The sequence below is a fragment of the Pseudomonas sp. GD03903 genome (assembly GCF_029840045.1).
GTDB lineage: Bacteria > Pseudomonadota > Gammaproteobacteria > Pseudomonadales > Pseudomonadaceae > Pseudomonas > Pseudomonas pseudonitroreducens.
In genome coordinates this window covers 70,600-90,499 of the sequence record NZ_JAOCBT010000006.1, presented here as the reverse complement: position 1 = coordinate 90,499, position 19,900 = coordinate 70,600, and the positions used below count along the sequence as shown (strand labels likewise).

The following is a 19,900-nucleotide window of genomic DNA, read 5'->3' as shown; positions in this document are numbered from 1 at the left end:
GATGCGAGGAGTTGCGATGGACAGCATGCTGGACCGGCCGGAACAGGAAATGATCCTGGTGGTGGACGATCAGCCCGACAACCTGATGCTCATGAGCGAGCTGCTCATGGACCGTTACCAGGTGCGTGTCGCCTCCAGCGGGCCGAAGGCGCTGCGCCTGATGCAGAGCGACCCGCGCCCGGACCTGGTGCTGCTCGACATCATGATGCCGGAGATGGACGGCTACGAGGTCTGCCGCCAGCTCAAGGCCGATCCGCTGACCCGCGACATCCCGGTGATCTTCCTCACCGGCATGGTCAGTTCCGCCGACGAGCAGAAGGGCCTGGACCTGGGCGCGGTGGACTATCTGACCAAGCCGATCAGCCCGCCGGTGACCCTGGCGCGCATCCGTGCTCACCTCAATCTCAAGGCCAACGCCGACTTCCTGCGCGACAAGAGCGAGTACCTGGAACTCGAGGTGCGCCGACGCGCCCGCGAGTTGCAGGCCATCCAGGACGCCACCCTGGAAGCCATGGCGACGCTCTGCGACCTGCGCGACAACCCGCACAGCAACCACCTGGTGCGCATCGAACACTACATGCGCCTGCTGGGCAGTTCGCTGTCGCTGCACGACGAGTTCGCCGCCGAGCTGTCGGTAGAGAACATCGAGCTGCTGGTGCGCTCGGCGCAGTTGCACGACATCGGCAAGGTTGCCGTGCCTGATCGCATCCTGCACAGCCCCGGGCAGCTCGAGGAAGCCGATCGGCTGATCCTCGAAGGCCACACCACCGTGGGGCGTGACGCCCTGGCGGCGGCCGAGCGCAAATTGGGCTCGCCGGTGGATTTCCTGCGTTTCGCCAAGGAAATCGCCTACAGCCACCACGAACACTGGGACGGCAACGGCTTCCCCGAGGGCCTGGCTGGCGAGCAGATTCCCCTGGGCGCGCGGATGCTCTCGCTGATCGACTGCTATGACGAGCTCACCTGCCGCCACGCCTACCGCACCTCGCTGACCACCGATGAAGCCGCCGAACGCATCAAGGCCGCCGCTGGCAGCCAGTTCGACCCGCGGGTGGTGGAAGCCTTCGTCGAGGTCGCCGAAGGCTTCGCCAGCATTGCCCAGCGCTACGCCGACAGCGATGCGGCGCTGGGCCTGGAGCTGCAGCGGCTGGAAGATGCGGTGACCGAAAGCATCGAGCTGATGCCCCCGGAACCCTGATCGCGCTGGGCGGTTGTCGACGATTGCCGTATAAGGAGCGCAGCGCCCCAGAGAGGTACGCCAGGAAGCCCGATGAAGACCCCGAAACGCCTAGAGCCGTTGATCGAAGACGGCCTGATCGATGAAGTATTGCGGCCGCTGATGAGCGGCAAGGAAGCAGCGGTCTACGTGGTGCGCTGCGGCGAAGAGCTGCGCTGCGCCAAAGTCTACAAGGAAGCCAACAAACGCAGCTTCCGCCAGGCCGCCGAGTACCAGGAAGGCCGCAAGGTGCGCAACAGCCGCCAGGCCCGTGCCATGGCCAAGGGCACCAAGTATGGCCGCAAGGAGCAGGAAGAGGCCTGGCAGAATGCCGAGGTGGCCGCGCTGTTCCGCCTGGCCAGCGCCGGTGTGCGTGTGCCCAAGCCGTACGACTTCCTCGACGGTGTGCTGCTGATGGAGATGGTCGCCGACGAAGACGGCGACGCCGCACCGCGGCTGAACGACGTGGTGATGGAGCCGGAGCTGGCTCGTGACTTCCACGAATTCCTCATCCGCCAGATCGTCATGATGCTCTGCGCGGGCCTTGTGCACGGTGACCTGTCGGAGTTCAACGTGCTGGTCGGCCCGGATGGCCCGGTGATCATCGACCTGCCGCAAGCCGTTGACGCCGCCGGCAACAACCACGCTTTCCGCATGTTGGAGCGCGACGTGGGCAACATGGCTGCCTACTTCGGCCGCTTCGCCCCGGAGCTCAAGTACACCCACTACGCCAAGGAAATGTGGGCGCTCTACGAGGACGGCAAGCTGCAGCCGGACACCCCGCTGACCGGGCACTTCGATGATCCGGAAGACGAGGCGGACGTGGACTCCGTGCTGCGCGAAATCGCCGAGGCGATGCGCGAGCAGGAACGCCGTGAGGCCGGCCGCGCCGCCCAGGACGGCCCGCAGCAGCGCGACGAGCCGCCCCCCCCACCGTGGGAACAAGCCTGAGCCAGATGCCTGGCGAGGCAGCGCTTCTCGCGCTGATCGCCGGGCAGCCTCAACGCATGCACCTGCTGCGGGGCGTGCGCGATCACGGCCCGCCAGGTGCCTGGGTCGCCGCCGGTTTCGTGCGCAACGCAGTGTGGGATGCCTTGCATGGCTACGGCGAGCCCACGCCACTCAGTGATATCGACGTGCTGCATTTCGCGGCCGACAGCCTGGAGCCCGAGGCGGATTACGCCTGGGAGCGCCGGCTGCTGGACGTTTGCCCGGACGTGCCGTGGTCCGTCCGCAACCAGGCACGGATGCACCTGCGCAATGGCGATTCAGCCTACCGTGATTGCGCTGACGCCATGCGCCACTGGCCGGAAGTCTGCACGGCAGCTGCTGTGCGCCTGTGTGGTGAAGCCCTGGAGTTGCTGGCGCCATTGGGCACCGACGACCTCTGGGAACTGCGCGTCCGGCCGACCGAACACTTCCGCGGCAAGCCGCACCTCTACCGCGAACGAATCGCCGCCAAGCACTGGCCGGCGCGCTGGCCGAAACTGCGCATCGAACCACTCTGAAATCCTTCTCGCCGACCCCCTCGGCGTAGGATGGGTGGAGCGCAGCGATACCCATGCTGCCGTTCGCCGGACTCGATGGGTATCGCTGCGCTCCACGCCATCCTACAAACAGTTCCCACTGTGGCTTGGGCGTGGGCTATCTGGGTTCCCGCCCGGTCATGTGAAAAAACTGTAAGCCCGCAACTGTATCCATACATTTCAGGCGTGGACTGGTAATTTTTCCCTATCCCACCCCGAGCGCTCTGCCATGCCCCTCCGCCACATTCTCCTCGCCCTGCTGGTCACGCTGATCTGGGGCGTCAACTTCGTCGTGATCAAGGTCGGTCTGCATGACTTTCCGCCGCTGCTGTTCTGCGCCTTGCGCTTCGCCCTGGCGGCGCTGCCACTGATCTTCCTGCGCGGCCCGCTGCCGGCGCCGTTCTGGCGTATCGTGCAGATCGGCGTGCTACTGGGGGTGGTCAAGTTCGGCCTGCTGTTTGTCGGCATGCACATCGGCATGCCTGCCGGCCTGTCGTCTCTGGTGCTGCAGAGCCAGGTGTTCTTCACCGTGCTGATCGCCGCTGCCTTCCTCGGCGAGCGTCCCAGCGCTCGCGCCCTGCTGGGGCTGGCGCTGGCTGCCGGCGGGCTGCTGCTGATCGGCCTGGAGCGTCCCATGGGCGACAGCCTGGTGGCCTTCCTGCTGGTGATCGCCGCAGCACTGGCCTGGGCCTTCTCCAACATCGCCACCAAGCGCTCCGGTGCCAGCGACATGCTGCGCCTGATCAGTTGGGTCAGCCTGATCCCGCCATTGCCGCTGCTGGTGCTTTCGTGGATCTTCGAAGGTCCGGAAGCCATCGAGCGCGCCGTGCTCAATATCAACTGGACCGGCGCTGGCGCGCTGCTCTACATCGCCTTCCTCGCCACCACCGTGGGCTTCGGTCTGTGGAGCTTCCTGCTGCGCCGTTACCCGGCCAGCCAGGTAACGCCCTTCGCGCTGGCCGTGCCGGTGTCCGGGTTGCTGTCGGGCTGGTTGTTCCTGGGTGAAGACCTCACCACCCAGGACTGGATGGCCTGCGTGCTGGTCTTCGTCGGGCTCGCCGTGACCGTACTGCCGGCGTCGATCTGGCGCCGCCGTGCGGTGGCCAGCGCCTAGGGATCATGCCTTACCTGTAGGAGCGAGCTCGCTCGCGAACACTGGTCGACATCGGGAACCGACCTGTTCGCGAGCAAGCTCGCTCCTACGAAAAGCCAGTGCGTAGGGTGGATAAAACGGAACGCGTACGGTTGGGTTGTCAGACTGCCTCGCCGAGACGGTCGACTACCCACTGATTGATGCTCTGGTTGCTCAATTCAGCCTTGATCGCCACCTGTGCGTGCAGTTGTGGGTCCAGGCGCAGGCTGAGCTTGCCGGAGAACGGCCGCTGCGGTTCGCGGCCGAGTTTCTCGCAGGTCGCCAGATAGTCATCTATCGCTTCTTCGAACGCTTCGCGCAATTCGTTGACCGATTCACCATGGAATCCGATCACGTCGCGGATCCCGGCAACATGACCAATGAACAGCCCGTCATCGTCGCTGTATTCGATGCGCGCCGCGTAGCCTTGGTACTTCATGGGAGTCATGGATGGATTCCTGCCTGTTCGAGCAAGGTGCGTGTATCACGGACCTGATAGGGCTTGGCTTCCTTGGCTGGATGCGGGCGATGGAAGGTGGCGACTATGCCGTTCAGTTCGAAACGCACCCGTGCGCCATTGCCCTCGATCATCTGGGCGCCGAGCGCGATCAGCAGCGACTCGATGCGCAGCCATTCCAGTGATGCCGGGACGGGGAGGGAGTAGATCAGCTCCAGTGTCCTGCGTTGCCGGGCATTCATCCCGTGCTCCGCCAATTGGTATCAGATTATGCTACCAATTAACGTCGTGAGCCAGATGTCGGACAGATCGCCGAGCGCCGCCTGAATTGTCCTCAGTGACAGCACGTCCCCGACTCCAGGTCCTTGAGGATCGGGCAGTCCGGGCGGTGGTCGCCCTGGCAGTGGTCGCTCAACTCCTGCAGGGTGTCGCGCAGGCTGCTGAGCTCGGCGATCTTGCGGTTCAGTTCGTCGATATGCCGGGCGGCCAGGGCCTTGACGTCGGCGCTGGCGCGCTGGCGGTCCTGCCAGAGGGCGAGCAGTTGGCCGACTTCTTCCAGTGAGAAGCCGAAATCCCGCGAGCGGCGGATGAAGGCCAGGGTGTGCAGATCCTGCTCGCTGTAGTGGCGGTAGCCGCTGGCGCTGCGACCGGCGGGGGCGAGCAGGCCGGTGGATTCGTAGTAGCGGATCATCTTCGCGGTCAGGCCGCTCTTCTTCGCCGCTTCGCCGATGTTCATGCCGATTTCTCCTGAGCGAACGCCCCCGCCTTCAGCGTGAGGGCGCGTGTCTTATTGGTGATCCTGTGGCTTCCAGCGCTTGAGCAGCAGGGCGTTGCTCACCACGCTGACGCTGGAGGCGGCCATTGCCGCGCCGGCGACCATGGGGTTGAGCAGGCCGAAGGCGGCCAGCGGGATGCCCACCAGGTTGTAGATGAAGGCCCAGAACAGGTTCTGGCGGATTTTCGCGTAGGTGCGCCGCGAGATATCCAGCGCTGCGGGGACCAGGCGCGGGTCGCCGCGCATCAGGGTGATGCCGGCGGCGTGCATGGCCACGTCGGTGCCGCCGCCCATGGCGATGCCGACGTCCGCCGCGGCCAGCGCCGGGGCGTCGTTGATGCCGTCGCCGACCATCGCCACGACTTTGCCTTCCTGGCGCAGCGCGCCAACCACGGCGGACTTGTCGCCGGGCAGTACCTCGGCGTGCACGTCGTCCAGGCCCAGCGCGTCGGCCACGACCTTGGCGCTGCCACGGTTGTCGCCGGTGATCAGGTGGCTGCCGATACCGCGTTCGCGCAGGGCGTCGATGGCGGTCTTCGCGCCTTCCTTGAGGCTGTCGCCGAAGGCGAACAGGGCGATCACGCGAGCCTGCGGCTCGCGTTCGATGAGCCAGGACAAGGTGCGGCCCTCTGCTTCCCATTGCGCGGCGGAGTCGGCCAGCGCGCCGGGTGGCAACTGCGCTTCGTCGAGCATCCGCCGGTTGCCCAGGGCAAACAGGCGGTCACCGATGCGGCCTTGGATACCTCGTCCGGTAAGTGCTTGGGTAGCCTCGGCGGCGGCCGGGTTGAACCCGCGTTCGGCGCATTCATCCAGCACGGCTTTAGCCAATGGATGCTCGCTGCCGCGTTGCAGTGCTCCGGCCAGTGCCAGTGCCTGCGCTTCGTCTTCGGTGGCCGCGAGGTTGGTGATGCGCGGCTGACCGGAGGTGAGAGTGCCGGTCTTGTCGAAGGCCACTGCAGTCACAGCGTGGGCGATTTCCAGGGCCTCGGCATCCTTGATCAGGATGCCGTGCTTGGCCGCCACGCCGGTGCCGGCCATGATCGCGGTCGGTGTGGCAAGGCCGAGGGCGCAGGGGCAGGCGATGACCAGCACGGCCACGGCGTTGATCAGCGCCTGTTCCCAGCCGGCGCCAGCGATCAGCCAGCCGACCAGGGTGACCAGCGCAACGCCGATCACCACCGGGACGAAGACATTGCTGACCTTGTCCACCAGCTTCTGGATCGGCGCCTTGGCGGCCTGGGCGTCTTCCACCAGGCGGATGATCCGTGCCAGCACGGTTTCGCCGCCGAGCGCGGTGGTTTTCACGCGCAGCACGCCTTCGCCGTTGATGGCGCCGCCGGTGACCGGGTCGCCAATGTCCTTGGGCACCGGCAGGCTCTCGCCAGTGATCAGTGCCTCGTCGGCGTGGCTCTGCCCGGAAAGGACTTCGCCGTCCACCGGGAAGCGCTCGCCGGGGCGCACCAGCACTTCGTCACCCAGGCGCAGTTCGGCGATGGCGACGTTTTCTTCCACGCCATCGCGCACGCGGGTGGCGCGCTCGGGGCGCAGGGCTTCCAGCGCCCGGATGGCGGCGGCGGTCTGGCGCTTGGCGCGGCTTTCCAGGTACTTGCCGAGCAGGATCAGGGTGATGACCACGGCGCTGGCTTCGAAGTACAGGTGCGGCATCTGCCCCGGCAGGGCGGCGTACCAGAGGTACAGGCTCAGGCCGTAGCCGGCGCTGGTGCCGAGGGCGACCAGCAGGTCCATATTGCCACTGCGGGCGCGCACGGCCTTGTAGGCCGACACGTAGAAGCGCGCGCCGATGATGAACTGCACGGGTGTGGCGAGGAGGAATTGCGCCCAGGCCGGCAGCATCCAGTGCTGGCCGAACCAGTCACCGACCATCGGCAGCACCAGCGGCAGCGACAGCAGGATGGCAGCGGCCAGCCACCAGCGCTCGCGCGCCAGGCGCGCCACCGCCGGGTCCACGGTGGGCTGGTCGGGTTCGATCGGCCGGGCCTTGTAGCCAGCCTTGTCGATTGCGGCGATCAGCGTGGCGGCATCCACCGCGCCGAGCAGTTCGACGTGGGCGCGCTCGCTGGCCAGGTTGACGCTGGCCGAGCGCACGCCGGGAACCTTGTGCAAGGCGCGCTCGACGCGGCCGACGCAGCTGGCGCAGGTCATGCCCTCGATGGCCAGTTCCAGACTGTGGGCCGGCACCTGGTAACCGGCCTGCTCGACGGCGGCGACCAGTGCCGGCAGGGTCTCGCCGGTTGAGGGGGCGGCGAGCTGTACGCGAGCCTGTTCGCTGGCGAGGTTGACGCTGGCATCCTGCACACCGGGCACTTTGCGCAGGGCGCGCTCGACCCGGCCGGCGCAGCTGGCGCAGGTCATCCCGGAGACGGGCAGGTCGAGTTCAATGGGGTTGGCGCTGCTCATGGGGCTTTCTCCCTGAAGTTCCCCGGTAGCATCAACCTTGACACGAGGGTAAGGTCAACCCTCGTCTGTTGCCATCTTGTCGCAGGTCAAACCGCTGGGCGGAGGGACCGTCAGCTGCCGCTCGAAACGGGCATCAGGTAGAGGCCGCTTTCGCTGTTGGCGATGCGGAACTTGCGGACTTCACCCGCGTGCAACTGCACGGACTGGGCGCGCAGCGGCTGCATGCCGCTGCGGCAGAGGCCGGAATTGGCGGCCTGCAGGCGCAGGGAGACTTCGCCCGGCGGCAGGTTGAGGGCGATTTCACCTTCGGGTTGCAGGCGCGAGACCTTCTGGTCCTGCACGTAGAGGTCGATGTCGCAGGCGGTGCCGGTATCCACGCGTTCGCGGCTGACGATCAGCACGGCGTAGGTCACCGGCTGCGCGTCGGGCACCGGCCAGGAACCGGGCGTGCTCGGGGGCGGAGCCGCTGGCATGCTGGGCGCCGGCGGCGCCGAGGGTTCTTCGGGCATGCCGTCGGCCCAGGCATGGAAGGGCAGGGCGGCGGCGAGGCTGGCGGCGAGCAGAAGGGAACGGCGCATGGGCCTTCTCCGATGAGTCAGCTGTTTCCGCAGCTTGGCTGAGAGGCTGACGTAGGACAAGTGCAAGGCGATGGCAACGCGAGAGGCTTGACCTTGCCATGGTGGCAAGGTCGAGACTGCACCCAGTGTTTCAACCCATCTGAGGAGACATTCCATGCATACCTTCACTGTCAAAGGCATGAGCTGCGGCCACTGCGTGCGGGCCATCACCCAGGCGGTACAGGCGCTGGACGCCGCGGCGGACGTGCAGGTCGACCTGGGCGCCGGCGAAGTCCGCGTCGCCAGCCGGCTGGACGATTCAGCGATCCTCGCGGCGATTCGCGAGGAAGGCTACGAGGCCGAGGCGGCCTGACGCTTCATCCCTTGCGGGCCGGCGCCCTGCCGGCCCTCATGCCTGCGCGGGGTGCCAGTCGCGCACCAGGCCGCGGAACACCGCATCGAACAGCTCGCGGGTTTCCTGCAGCGGATCGAACAGGGCCGGGTCGCGCAGCCAGTCGCTGAGCAGGCCGAAAATCATTGCATGCACGGCGCGCGAGGCCACCTTGGGCGTCACGCCTGGCATGAGCCGCGTGAGGCAATCCGCGCGGTTGAACAGCTGCTCGCAAAGTTCGATGAACTGCCGGACGAACTGGTTGTGGCGCTCCTCGGCGTCGCGCAGTTCATCGGTGAATTCGCAGCGTTGCAGGAGGATGGTGAGGATGCGCCGCCGCTGCTCGTCGCGGGCGAGGTTCTCGACCACCTCCACGCTGAGCTGGAACAGCGATTCGATCGGATCGTGGCCGTCGCAGCCAGACAAGCGCTGCGCCAGTTGCTCGGGTGGCAGGCGAACCTGGTTGAGCATGTCGTTGAACAGATGGGCCTTGTTCTGGAAGTGCCAGTAGACCGCTCCACGGGTGACGCCGGCCGCGCGGGCGATCTCTTCCAGGCTGGTATTGGAGACGCCTTTGGCAAAAAAAAGGCCTTCAGCCGAGTCAAGAATCGTCTGACGTGTACGTTCCGAATCTTCTTTAGTTCTTCGCATGGCGCTTGTTGGTATACAGGCTAGGATCACTGAGTGACAGGCAGTTTACTGATTTTATTGCGCTAACAGTGCTTTACAGACACTGGCGTAGGTAAAAGTCGCACTGTCTTCGTCCCTCGGGTTTCGCCGTCAGTCATTTCCATGGAGAGGTTACATGCCGTTTGCCCGTCGTTTGCCCGTCGCGCTTGCTGTCGTTGGGTTGCCAGCCCTGTTCGTTGCCTGGGCCCAGGCCGAGGACAAAGCAGCGGCGCCAGCGCCTCCGCCCCCGGCGGTGACGGTCGAAGTGGCCAGGAGCGCCCCGGTGCCGCTGACCTTCGAGTACGCCGCACGTACTGCCGGCTACCGCGAAGTGGAAGTGCGCGCCCAGGTCAGCGGTATCCTCCAGCGTCGCACCTATGAGGAAGGCCGGCCGGTGAAGGAAGGCCAGGTGCTGTTCCGTATCGACCCGCGCCCCTACCAGGCCGCGCTGGGCCAGGCCAAGGGTTCGCTGGCGCAGACCCAGGCGCGCTATCGCCAGACCGAGCGTGACCTCAAGCGCATCCGTGAGCTCCAGGCCAAGGGCTTCGCCAGCGAAAGCGAACTGGACCGCTACACCTCCGATTTCGAACAGGCCAAGGCCGACGTCGAGGCCGCCCGCGCCAACGTCCAGGCCAAGCAGATCGACCTCAACTACACCACGGTGACCGCGCCGATCTCCGGCATGGCGAGCAAGGAAGTGCGCTCCGAGGGTAGCCTGGTAGTGGCCAGCGACCCCAACTCCAGCCTGTTGACCAAACTCACCCAGCTCGACCCGGTGTACGTCAACTTCGCCTACCCGGACACCCAGGCCGCGCAGATGAACGACGGGGTGAAGAGTGGTCGTTATATCCTGCCCAAGGACGGCAAGCTGACCGCCGAGTTGCGCTTCGGCGACGGCAGCAAGTACCCGATCGAGGGTGTCGTCGACTTCACCGACAGCTTCGTCAACACCGGCACCGGCACCGTGAATGCCCGTGCGGTGGTGCCCAATCCGCACAACCAGCTGATCCCCGGCCAGTTCGTGCGCATCCTGATCACCGGCATTACCCAGAACAATGCGGTCACCCTGCCCGAGCGTGCGCTGGCCCAGGGGCCGCGTGGCACCTTCGTCTACGTGGTGGACAAGGACGGCTTCGCCCGCGTGCGCCAGGTCACCACGTCCAAGACCGTGGACGGTCGCTGGATCATCGATGCCGGCGTAGACGATGGCGACCACGTCATCGTCGAGGGCATTCCCAAGGTAAGGCCGGACCAGCCGGTCAAGGCCAGCGAGGCACCACCGCAGCCCCCCGCGACGCAACCCGCCCAGGCCAAGTCCTAAGGAGCGCCCATCGTGATCTCGCGCTTCTTCATCGAACGTCCCGTGTTCGCGATGGTGATATCCATCGTGATCCTGCTCGCCGGCCTCGTTGCCATGCGCGCACTGCCCATCGCCCAGTACCCCGAGATCGTGCCGCCGCAGGTGTCGGTGTCGGCCTCCTATCCCGGCGCCAGCTCGCAGGTGATCGCCGAAACCGTGGCGGCGCCTCTTGAACAGGAAATCAACGGCGTAGAGGGCATGATCTACCAGCTGTCGAACTCCGACAGCAGCGGTGCCATGAGCCTGACCGTGTACTTCGAGGTAGGCACCGACCCGGACCAGGCCACCATCGACGTCAACAACAAGGTGCAGGCTGCGCTCGCCAAGCTGCCTGAAGAAGTTCGTCGGCAGGGGGTGCAGGTGGAGAAGAAATCCTCCGACATCCTGCAGGTGGTGACCCTGTTCTCGCCGGACAACTCCCGCGACCCGATCTTCATCAGCAACTACGCGCTGATCAACGTGATCGACGACCTCAAGCGGATTCCCGGGGTGGGTGACGTCAGCCAGTTCGGCTCCAAGGATTACTCCATGCGCATCTGGCTGCGGCCGGACAAGCTGGCGCAATACAACATGACTCCCTCGGACGTCGCCAGCGCGATCCGCGAGCAGAACTCGCAGTTCGCCGCCGGCAGCTTCGGCCAGCAGCCCATGAAGGAGCCGCAGGATTTCACCTACATGGCGACCGCCCAGGGGCGGTTCACCGATCCCAAGGAGTTCGAGAGCATCATCCTGCGCAGCGATCCAACAGGTGCCAGCCTGTTGCTCAAGGATGTGGCGCGAGTCGAGCTGGGGGCCCAGGACTACTCCCTGGTGACCTCGCTCAACGGCCAGCAGAACGCCGCCTTCGGTATCTACCTGCAGCCGGGCGCCAACGCACTGGATACCGCCCAGGCCGTGCGCGACCACATGGACGCCATGGCAAAGCGCTTCCCCGAGGGCATCACCTACAAGATTCCCTACGACACGACCATCTTCGTGCAGGTCTCCATCGAGGAGGTGATCCATACCTTCATCGAGGCACTGATCCTGGTGATGATCGTGGTCTTCGTGTTCCTGCAGAGCATCCGCGCCACGCTGATCCCGGTCCTGGCGATTCCCGTCTCGCTGGTCGGCACCTTCGCCGGCATGTACCTGATGGGGTTCTCCATCAACCTGCTGTCATTGTTCGGCATGGTGCTGGCAATCGGCATCGTGGTGGACGACGCCATCGTGGTGCTGGAAAACGTCGAGCGGGTGATGCGCACCGAGAAGCTCGGGCCCAAGGAAGCGGCGATCAAGGCCATGGAGGAGGTGACCGGGCCGATCGTTGCCATCGTGCTGGTGCTGTGCGCGGTGTTCATCCCTGTCGGTTTCCTCGGTGGCCTGGCCGGGCAGATGTACAAGCAGTTCGCGATCACCATCGCGGTGTCGGTGGTGATCTCCGGCATCGTCGCGCTGACATTGTCACCAGCGCTCTGCGCACTGATTCTCAAGCCCGAACACAAGGAGCCGGCGGCACCGTTCCGCTGGTTCAACCGCATGTTCGAGAAGGCCACCAATGGCTACGGCGCCGGCGTGCAGTTCTTCCTCAAGCGCGCTGCGCTCGGCCTGCTGCTGTTCGGCGGGATGATCGCCTTGCTGGTCATCCTCTTCGGCCGGGTACCGGGCTCGCTGGTGCCGGACGAGGACCAGGGCTACGTGCTCAACGCCTACTTCCTGCCGCCGGCGGCGTCGCTGACGCGGACCGAGAAGCTCACCAGCGACGTCACCCATCAGCTGATGAAGCACCCCGCGGTGCAGGACGTGGTGACCTTCGCCGGCTTCGACATTCTCACCTTCGGCACCCGCAGCAACGCCGGGGTGTCCTTCGTGCCGCTGAAGGATTGGAAGGAGCGCACCACGCCCGAACTGGACGCGCGCAACCTGACCCATGAATTCATGAAGATGGGCGCGGGTCAGGAAGATGGCGTGGTGATGTCCTTCAACCCCCCACCGATCACCGGCATGAGTACCACCGGCGGCTTCGAGGCGTATATCCAGGATCGTAGCGGCGGCACCTCCGAGCAGTTGGAAGAGGTGACCATGAAGTTTCTCGCAGCCGCGGCCAAGCGCCCGGAACTGGCGGGGGTCAACACCACCTTCAACGCCAACGTGCCGCAGTACTACATAGACCTGGACCGTACCAAGGCGCGCTCGCTGGGGGTGGCGATCAACGACGTGTTCACCGCCATGCAGTCGACCTTTGGCAGCTACTACGTCAACGACTTCACCCTCTATGGCCGGACCTGGCAGGTCACCCTGGAATCGGAGCCGGAGTTCCGCCGCAAACCGGATGACCTGAGCCAGGTCTTCGTGCGCTCATCCACCGGTGATCTGGTGCCGCTTTCCACGCTGATCTCGGTCAAGCGCATCCTTGGCCCCGACTCCTATGCACGCTTCAACGTCTTCCCGGCGGCCAAGCTGCTCGGTGGCCCGGCGCCGGGCTACAGCTCCGGGCAGTCGCTGGCGGCGATGCAGGAAGTGGCCAACCAGGTGCTGGGGGAGAACTACACCCTGGCCTGGATCGGCTCGGCGTACCAGGAACTGGCGACCCAGGGTTCGGGCAGCACCGCATTCATCTTCGGCCTGATCCTGGTGTTCCTCATCCTCGCTGCGCAGTACGAGCGCTGGACCTTGCCGCTGGCGGTGGTTACCGCCGTGCCGTTCGCGGTTTTCGGCGCGATCCTGGCGATCTGGCTGCGCGGGCTGGATAACGACGTGTACTTCCAGGTCGGCCTGGTAACCCTGATCGGCCTGGCGGCAAAGAACGCCATCCTGATCATCGAATTCGCCGTGCTGTGCCGCGAAGAGCAGGGCATGGGGCCGGTGGAAGCGGCACTCGAGGCGGCCAAGCTGCGTTTCCGCCCCATCGTGATGACCTCGCTGGCCTTCATCCTGGGTTGCGTGCCCTTGGCCATCAGCACCGGCGCCGGCTCCGCCAGCCGGCACTCGATCGGTACCGGCGTGATCGGCGGCATGCTCGCCGCGACCCTGCTGGCGACCTTCCTCATCCCGATGTTCTACATGCTGGTGGAGTCGGCGGCCGACAAGCTCAGCGGGCGCAAGAACAAGGCCAAGCCCGGCGCAGAGGGGACGCACGAGGTCTGATATTGCGACAGGTCCGGCCTGCGCGGCCGGACCTGACTCTCCCACTATTTTGGGAGTTGCCTCGGGAAGTGCTTAGGGAGCTTGCTAATTTTTCGGGCCAAGCCACAATGCATGGCTTCGCCGCGCCACCCGTGCGGGCCAACAAGATATCCACATCTGCCTGCCCGCGGTCCCCACCGCTTTTCGGCGGTCGCGTGTGACCAGGTGATCCATGAACCTCCGCATCCTGCTGATCCTCGGCGCCCTCAGCGCCTTCGGGCCCATGGCCATCGATTTCTACCTGCCCAGCTTCCCGGCGCTGGCGCTGGCGTTCGGCACCGATGTCGAACATGTGCAGTTGAGTCTCTCGGCCTACTTCGCTGGCCTCGCCATTGGCCAATTGCTCTATGGCCCATTGGCCGATCGAATCGGGCGGCGTATTCCGTTGCTGCTGGGTGTGAGTATCTTCACCGCGGCATCCCTGGCCTGTGCCTTTGCGCCGAGCCTGGAATGGCTGATTGGTGCGCGTTTCGTGCAGGCGCTCGGGGGCTGTGCGGGGATGGTGATTTCGCGGGCAGTGGTGCGTGACCTGTGCGATCCCATCGCAGCCGCCAAGGCTTTCTCGCAACTGATGCTGGTGATGGGGCTGGCGCCGATCCTCGCTCCGCTGGGAGGCGGGTTGCTGCTCAGCCTGTCCGGCTGGCAATCGATCTTCTATTGCCTGACGCTGTTCAGCGCACTGGCGGGCGGGGCCATCGCGCTGTGGTTGCCGGAGACCATTCCGGCCGGGCCGCGCGCGCCACTGCGAGGGGCGCTGAAGCAGTACCGTGCGCTGTTCCGCGACCGCTCCTTCATCACCTATGCACTCACCGGCGGGGTTGCCATTGCCGGGATGTTCTCCTACATCGCCGGCTCGCCCTTCGTGTTCATCGAACTCTACGGGGTGCCGGCGGAGCACTACGGCTGGATCTTCGGCAGCAACGCGGCAGGCTTCATCCTGATGGCGCAGGTCAACGCGCGGCTGCTGCGCTATCGCGGGCCCGGGTTCTGGCTGCGCCGGGCGGTATGGGTGTACTTCGGCTGCGGCGTGGCGCTGCTAGCCATCACCCTGGCCAAGCCCGAGCACCTGTGGCCGCTGCTGGTACCGCTGTTCGGCGCCATCGCCAGCCTTGGCTTCCTGATGCCCAACTCATCGGCTTGCGCGATGGCCAGCCAGGGCCGGCACGCCGGGAGCGCATCGGCGCTGATGGGCAGCCTGCAGTTCACCGTCGCGGCCGGTGCTTCTGCGCTGGTCGGTGCCTTGCACGACGGCTCGGCGCTGCCGATGGCCGTGGTCATTACTGTCTGCGGCCTGGTGGCCGCGGTGCTCGGCTGGCTGAGCGGGCAGATCAGCGAGCGCGCGGCCTGATCAACTGGCGGCGCGTTGCACCAGTTCTGGCAGTCGGTGCGGCGCTTTCAGGCGGGCTTCGAGGGTAGCGACGAAACTGCGCGCCTCCCGCTCGCTGCGGAAGCGCACGGCCTGCTGATCGAGGCAGACTTCCCACGGCTGGTCTTTGCGGAGGCTGGACGGACGGACGAGGATGTTCACGGTGCGCACCCCTGTGCTGTCAGGTGAAAAGGGACTCTCAGTGTAGTCCCGCCAGATGGCGGTAGCGGGTGCGACCCGTGGTCGCCGACATGCGGTGGCGGCTCCGCTGGAAAGCCCTCCAACCTCCGTTCCAGAGCGCTGCGTCGATTGTCGCGCCGCTTCGCTGAAAAATCCTGCAAAGCAATAGTGCCCGGCCGCCTGCGCATCGTGCGGGAGGACTACGACCAAAGGTTGATGGTGGGGTGGCGATCCCCGTCCATACTCGTTGTTCGACCTCGATAACAACAATAAGAGGCAGTGACGATGAGTTACCGGCAGTCCCATGAGCGCTCCATCGCCGAGCCTTCCGCCTTCTGGGCCGAGCAGGCCGGCCGCGTGGCCTGGTACCGCGCCCCGCAGGACACCCTGCAAGCCTTGCCTGATGGCAGCCATCGCTGGTTCGCCGATGGCCGCCTGAACACTTGCTACTTGGCCCTCGACCGGCAGATCGAGCTCGGCCGTGGCAACCAGGCCGCACTGATCTACGACTCCCCCGTGACCAACACCCAGCAGCGCTTCAGCTACCTGGAACTGCGCGATGAAGTGGCGCGTCTGGCTGGCGCCCTGCGAGCGCTGGGGGTGGAGAAGGGCGACGGAGTGATCATCTACATGCCGATGGTGCCCCAGGCGGCCATGGCCATGCTGGCCTGCGCGCGCCTTGGCGCCGTGCACTCGGTGGTCTTCGGCGGCTTCGCGCCCCACGAGCTGGCGCTGCGCATCGACGATGCCAAGCCCAAGCTGGTGCTCACCGCCTCCTGCGGCCTGGAGTTCGAACGGGTGATCGAATACAAGCCGCTGGTGGACAAGGCCCTGGAGCTGGCCAGCCACCAGCCGGCTCACGTACTGCTGTTGCAACGTCCGCAGGCGATGGCTGAGCTGTGCGCCGGTCGCGACCTGGACTGGCGTGAAACCCTGGCCCACGCGCAACCGGTCGACCCGGTGGAAGTCGCCAGCGGCGACCCGCTGTACATCATGTATACCTCCGGCACGACCGGGAAACCCAAGGGCATCGTGCGTGACAACGGTGGCCATGCGGTGGCGCTGAGTTACGCGCTGCCGAGCATCTTCGGACTGCAGCCGGGGGACGTCTGGTGGGGCGTTTCCGACGTTGGCTGGGTGGTCGGTCACTCGCTGATCGTCTACGGTCCGTTGATGCACGGCTGCACCACGGTGTTCTACGAGGGCAAGCCGGTGCGTACACCGGATGCCGGCAGCTACTGGCGGGTGATCGAGGAGCACCGGGTCAACAGCCTGTTCTGTGCGCCCACGGCGATCCGCGCTATTCGCAAGGAAGATCCCCAGGGTGATCTGCTCAAACGTTACGACCTGAGTTCGCTGCGGCACCTGTTCCTGGCCGGCGAGAAGCTCGACAGCAGCACGCAGCACTGGCTCGAGGAACTCACCGGCAAGCCTGTGCACGATCACTGGTGGCAGACCGAGACCGGCTGGCCGGTGACCGCGCCTTGCACCGGCCTGGGCGGCCATGACCTGCGCGCCGGCTCCACCAACCGCGCGGTACCCGGTTATGACGTGAGGGTAGTGGATGGCGAAGGCCGGCTGCTGGGGCCGAACGAACAGGGCTCCATCGTCATCGCCCTGCCGTTGCCCCCCGGTTGTGCGCAGACGCTTTGGAACGATCATCCGCGCTACCTACAGGCCTACCTGAAGACCTATCCCGGCTACTACCACACCGGTGACGGCGGCTACCTGGACGAGGAGGGCTTCGTCTACATCATGGGGCGTACCGATGACGTGATAAACGTCTCCGGCCACCGCCTTTCCACTGGCGAGATGGAGGAGCTGCTGGCGCTGCACGAAGCCGTCGCCGAATGCGCGGTGATCGCCGTGCAGGACGACCTCAAGGGACATGTGCCGCTGGGGCTGGTGGTGCTCAAGGATGGTACGCAGGTGACCGAAGGCAACCTGCAGCGCGAACTGGTGGCGCTGGTGCGCGAGCGTATCGGCGCACTGGCCTGCTTCCAGCGGGCGCTGGTGGTGAAGCGCCTGCCCAAGACACGCTCCGGCAAGATCCTCCGCGCCGTGCTGCGCAAGATTGCCGATGGCGAGGCTTACGCGCCGCCGTCCACCATCGACGATCCGGCTATTCTCGGCGAGATCGCCGAGCGCCTTGGCCAGGCAGGTCTGGCCAAGGCTGGCTGATATCCCACGACGCCGGCCTGGCCGGCGTATTTCCAGGGCCGCACTCGTTGCGGCCCTTTTTTATTCCGTCTATCGCCAAACCTTGGTCCGGCAGGAATGCCAGACGTTTGCCATCTAGAATGATGTCATCTGGCCTCTATCGGTAGTATTGCGCCCATGTCCAAGCGCGTTGTCCTCGATGACGAGGAGCTCCAGGCTCTGCGCGAGATCACTGCGCGCGCACCCAGGCGGCCCGTGGTGCTGCTGGTGGACGATGACCGCGTCGTGCTGGCCCGCACACGCCGGTTGATCGAAGGGGCCAACCTGCGGTGTCTCACCGCCAGCAGCGCAGCATTGGCGTTGCGGCGTATCCATCGGGAAGAAGCGACCATCGACCTGCTGGTCAGCGGCCTGGCGCTGGAGAGCGACGGGCCGGGGCTGGCGTTCATCCGCGAGCTGAACAGGGCCGGCACCTTCCTGCCGATCATCGTGCTGTCCGCGCGCAGCGATCTTGGGGACTCTCTCTGCGATACACCGCTGAACGTGCTGAGTTTCCTGTCGAAACCCGTTGATCCAGCCAGTTTCCTGCATGCGCTCAGCCATAGCCTGTAGGAGCGCGCCATGCCCGCGGTGCGTGCATGGCGTGCTACTGCAAGAGGTTGATCCAGCGGCGATGGCGCCGGAGCGGTGCGCTACAGCGTCTGTGCCTTGAAGGTGTCGCACTTGCCCGGTGAGCCGCTTTCGAAGCCGAGCTTGAACCAGCGCACACGCTGTGCGGACGAGCCATGGGTGAAGGAGTCCGGCATCACCGTACCGCGCGCCTGGCGTTGCAGGTGGTCATCGCCAATGGCGTTGGCGGCGTTCAGCGCCTCTTCCACGTCGCCCGGCTCCAGCCAGTTCAGGCGCTGCTGGGCGTGGTTGGCCCAGACACCGGCGAAGCAGTCGGCCTGCAATTCCTGGCGCACCGAAAGCCCGTTGGCGCCCTCCATGCGCGCACCGCGCTGGCGTGCGGCGTTGATCTTGGCGGAGATGCCCAGCAGGTTCTGTACGTGGTGGCCGACTTCGTGGGCGATCACGTAGGCCTGGGCGAAGTCGCCAGCGGCGGAGAACTTCTGTTCCATCTCGCGGAAGAAGCCCAGGTCGAGGTACACGCGGTGGTCGCCGGGGCAGTAGAACGGGCCCACGGCCGAGGAGGCGAAGCCGCACGCGGAGTTCACCCCACCGTTGAAGAGGATCAGCTTGGGCTGTTCGTACTGCTGGTTGCTGCGGGCGAAGATCTCGCCCCAGGTGTCCTCGGTGTCGCCGAGGATCGACTGGACGAACTCGACCTGCGGGTCGCTGCCAGTGGCTGGCTTGCCCTGGGTCGGACGGCTCGGTGCCTGCTGCTGGGAAACGTCCATCTGCCCCAGCAGAGAGCCGAGTATGGTCATCGGGTCTTGCCCGGAAAGCAGGCCGATCACCACCACGATGGCCACGCCACCCAGGCTCAGGCCGCGGCCGCCGATGCGCATGCCTCCGCCGCCGCCCATGCCGCCACCGGTTTCATCGCGGGCATCCACTACGTTGTCGCTGCGTCGTCCTTTGCGCCATTGCATGGCGGCATCTCCATCGAACAGGTGGGTTCAGTGTTGTCTCGGGTGGGGCAGGCCGCCAGCCCGGTCGTCAGGCGAAACGGTGCAGCAGCTCTGCGCGGGCCAGTAGCTGGACGTCGCCGCCGACGCGGACGTCATCGTCCTGGCCGACCTGTACGTCGAGTCGGCTCGGGCGGCCGACAAAGCGCCCCTGGGTGAGGTGGAACAGCTCACCGCGGCGTGCCTTGCCCAGCTCCACCAGGTAGGCGGCGACGGGGCCGGCGGCACTGCCGGTGGCGATATCCTCGATGATCCCGGCGCCGTCCCAGGTACGGCCTTCGCGATTATCCACATCCAGGACGAAAACGAAGGCGGCATTGAGTCTGGCCAGTTCGGCCGTCAGATCTGTGCACTGGCGCACGCGTCCCAGGGCTTCTGCGCGGACCGGCAGCAGCAGATAGGGCAGGCCGGTACTGACCACCGCGGCCGGATAGTCGGCAAGGTCGGCAGCAGACAGCGAGAAGGCCTCGGCGAACCAGCGGCGCGCGTCATCGTCCAGCACAGTGCCGAAGTCGGCAGGGCCCTGATTCATCTCGGCGTGGAAGCCCGTTCCGCGGCGGCGCGTGACCACCTTCACCGCCTTTGCCGGCAGCTCCAGTGTCCAGTGTTCCTCTTCGCCGCGCTGGTGCAGGTGGTGCAGCAGCGCCGCGGCGCCCAGTACCGGATGGCCGGCGAAGGGCAGTTCCTCGTCGACGGTGAAGATGCGCGCCGAATAGGTGTCCAGCGTGGCCGAGGGGAATAGGAAGATCGACTCGAACTGGCGCAGCTCCTGGGTCAGCGCCAGCAGGGTCTGGGCGGGGATGCCGCGGGCGTCGGGGAACACCGCCAGGCCATTGCCGGTGAGCGGCTGGTCGGCGAAGACGTCGAGTTGCCAGTACTGTTGCGCGGACATGGGCC

Annotated in this window: 19 protein-coding genes; 10 read left to right on the top strand and 9 right to left on the bottom strand. The window is 65.9% G+C overall.

What is annotated here, in order from left to right; genetic code table 11:
- Positions 1–16: 16 nt before the first annotated feature.
- From N5C91_RS11325 to N5C91_RS11310, 4 genes are all read left to right on the top strand, one after another.
- Positions 17–1,198 carry a two-component system response regulator gene (locus N5C91_RS11325; protein WP_279829671.1) on the top strand — a complete coding sequence of 394 codons (1,182 nt, stop codon included), beginning with the start codon at positions 17–19 and terminating at the stop codon, positions 1,196–1,198.
- Between the two features lie 72 nt (positions 1,199–1,270).
- The gene (locus N5C91_RS11320; protein WP_279829669.1) at positions 1,271–2,167 is read left to right on the top strand and encodes a PA4780 family RIO1-like protein kinase; all 897 of its coding nucleotides are present in this window, start codon (positions 1,271–1,273) and stop codon (positions 2,165–2,167) included.
- A gap of 5 nt (positions 2,168–2,172) precedes the next feature.
- Positions 2,173–2,724 (top strand): nucleotidyltransferase family protein, encoded by a 552-nt coding sequence (locus tag N5C91_RS11315; RefSeq protein ID WP_279829668.1) that lies wholly within the window; start codon positions 2,173–2,175, stop codon positions 2,722–2,724.
- 247 nt (positions 2,725–2,971) lie between these two features.
- A complete protein-coding gene (locus N5C91_RS11310) occupies positions 2,972–3,856 on the top strand; it encodes an EamA family transporter (protein WP_279829665.1) in 885 nt (294 codons plus the stop codon).
- 139 nt (positions 3,857–3,995) lie between these two features.
- Here N5C91_RS11310 and N5C91_RS11305 read toward each other — a convergent pair whose 3' ends face one another.
- The 5 genes from N5C91_RS11305 to N5C91_RS11285 all read right to left on the bottom strand — a co-directional run bounded on the left by N5C91_RS11305 (position 3,996) and on the right by N5C91_RS11285 (position 8,102).
- Positions 3,996–4,322 carry a type II toxin-antitoxin system HicB family antitoxin gene (locus N5C91_RS11305; protein ID WP_279829664.1) on the bottom strand — a complete coding sequence of 109 codons (327 nt, stop codon included), beginning with the start codon at positions 4,320–4,322 and terminating at the stop codon, positions 3,996–3,998.
- Positions 4,319–4,573 (bottom strand): type II toxin-antitoxin system HicA family toxin, encoded by a 255-nt coding sequence (locus N5C91_RS11300; RefSeq protein ID WP_236200466.1) that lies wholly within the window; start codon positions 4,571–4,573, stop codon positions 4,319–4,321. The genes N5C91_RS11305 and N5C91_RS11300 overlap by 4 nt, the downstream gene beginning before the upstream one ends.
- A 92-nt stretch (positions 4,574–4,665) precedes the next feature.
- A complete protein-coding gene (gene cueR, locus N5C91_RS11295) occupies positions 4,666–5,067 on the bottom strand; it encodes a Cu(I)-responsive transcriptional regulator (RefSeq protein WP_236200465.1) in 402 nt (133 codons plus the stop codon).
- Positions 5,068–5,118: 51 nt separating this feature from the next.
- On the bottom strand, positions 5,119–7,524 hold the full coding sequence (locus N5C91_RS11290) for a heavy metal translocating P-type ATPase (RefSeq protein ID WP_279829662.1): 2,406 nt from the start codon (positions 7,522–7,524) through the stop codon (positions 5,119–5,121).
- Between the two features lie 110 nt (positions 7,525–7,634).
- The gene (locus N5C91_RS11285) at positions 7,635–8,102 is read right to left on the bottom strand and encodes a hypothetical protein (protein WP_236200463.1); all 468 of its coding nucleotides are present in this window, start codon (positions 8,100–8,102) and stop codon (positions 7,635–7,637) included.
- A gap of 154 nt (positions 8,103–8,256) precedes the next feature.
- On the opposite strand from N5C91_RS11285, the gene N5C91_RS11280 reads away from it, so the two are divergent.
- On the top strand, positions 8,257–8,454 hold the full coding sequence (locus N5C91_RS11280; protein ID WP_024763044.1) for a cation transporter: 198 nt from the start codon (positions 8,257–8,259) through the stop codon (positions 8,452–8,454).
- A 36-nt stretch (positions 8,455–8,490) separates the two neighbouring features.
- Here N5C91_RS11280 and N5C91_RS11275 read toward each other — a convergent pair whose 3' ends face one another.
- The gene (locus tag N5C91_RS11275; RefSeq protein ID WP_236200462.1) at positions 8,491–9,123 is read right to left on the bottom strand and encodes a TetR family transcriptional regulator; all 633 of its coding nucleotides are present in this window, start codon (positions 9,121–9,123) and stop codon (positions 8,491–8,493) included.
- Between the two features lie 154 nt (positions 9,124–9,277).
- On the opposite strand from N5C91_RS11275, the gene N5C91_RS11270 reads away from it, so the two are divergent.
- The 3 genes from N5C91_RS11270 (at position 9,278) to N5C91_RS11260 (ending at position 15,014) form a co-directional block, all read left to right on the top strand.
- Positions 9,278–10,462: an efflux RND transporter periplasmic adaptor subunit gene (locus N5C91_RS11270; RefSeq protein ID WP_279829658.1), complete on the top strand. Its 1,185-nt coding sequence runs from the start codon at positions 9,278–9,280 to the stop codon at positions 10,460–10,462.
- Positions 10,463–10,474: 12 nt separating this feature from the next.
- Positions 10,475–13,627 (top strand): efflux RND transporter permease subunit, encoded by a 3,153-nt coding sequence (locus tag N5C91_RS11265; RefSeq protein ID WP_279829656.1) that lies wholly within the window; start codon positions 10,475–10,477, stop codon positions 13,625–13,627.
- Positions 13,628–13,838: 211 nt separating this feature from the next.
- The gene (locus N5C91_RS11260) at positions 13,839–15,014 is read left to right on the top strand and encodes a multidrug effflux MFS transporter (RefSeq protein WP_279829655.1); all 1,176 of its coding nucleotides are present in this window, start codon (positions 13,839–13,841) and stop codon (positions 15,012–15,014) included.
- Here N5C91_RS11260 and N5C91_RS11255 read toward each other — a convergent pair whose 3' ends face one another.
- On the bottom strand, positions 15,015–15,194 hold the full coding sequence (locus N5C91_RS11255; RefSeq protein ID WP_236200458.1) for a hypothetical protein: 180 nt from the start codon (positions 15,192–15,194) through the stop codon (positions 15,015–15,017).
- 303 nt (positions 15,195–15,497) lie between these two features.
- On the opposite strand from N5C91_RS11255, the gene N5C91_RS11250 reads away from it, so the two are divergent.
- Both N5C91_RS11250 and N5C91_RS11245 read left to right on the top strand, forming a co-directional pair.
- A complete protein-coding gene (locus N5C91_RS11250) occupies positions 15,498–17,393 on the top strand; it encodes a propionyl-CoA synthetase (RefSeq protein WP_279829653.1) in 1,896 nt (631 codons plus the stop codon).
- A gap of 156 nt (positions 17,394–17,549) precedes the next feature.
- A complete protein-coding gene (locus N5C91_RS11245; RefSeq protein ID WP_279829651.1) occupies positions 17,550–17,984 on the top strand; it encodes a response regulator in 435 nt (144 codons plus the stop codon).
- Positions 17,985–18,064: 80 nt separating this feature from the next.
- On the opposite strand, the gene N5C91_RS11240 is transcribed toward N5C91_RS11245, so the two are convergent.
- Entirely contained in the window at positions 18,065–18,967 is a 903-nt protein-coding gene (locus N5C91_RS11240) for a neutral zinc metallopeptidase (RefSeq protein WP_236200455.1), read from the bottom strand.
- Between the two features lie 67 nt (positions 18,968–19,034).
- Positions 19,035–19,895: a PhzF family phenazine biosynthesis protein gene (locus N5C91_RS11235; RefSeq protein WP_236200454.1), complete on the bottom strand. Its 861-nt coding sequence runs from the start codon at positions 19,893–19,895 to the stop codon at positions 19,035–19,037.
- Positions 19,896–19,900 lie beyond the last annotated feature (5 nt).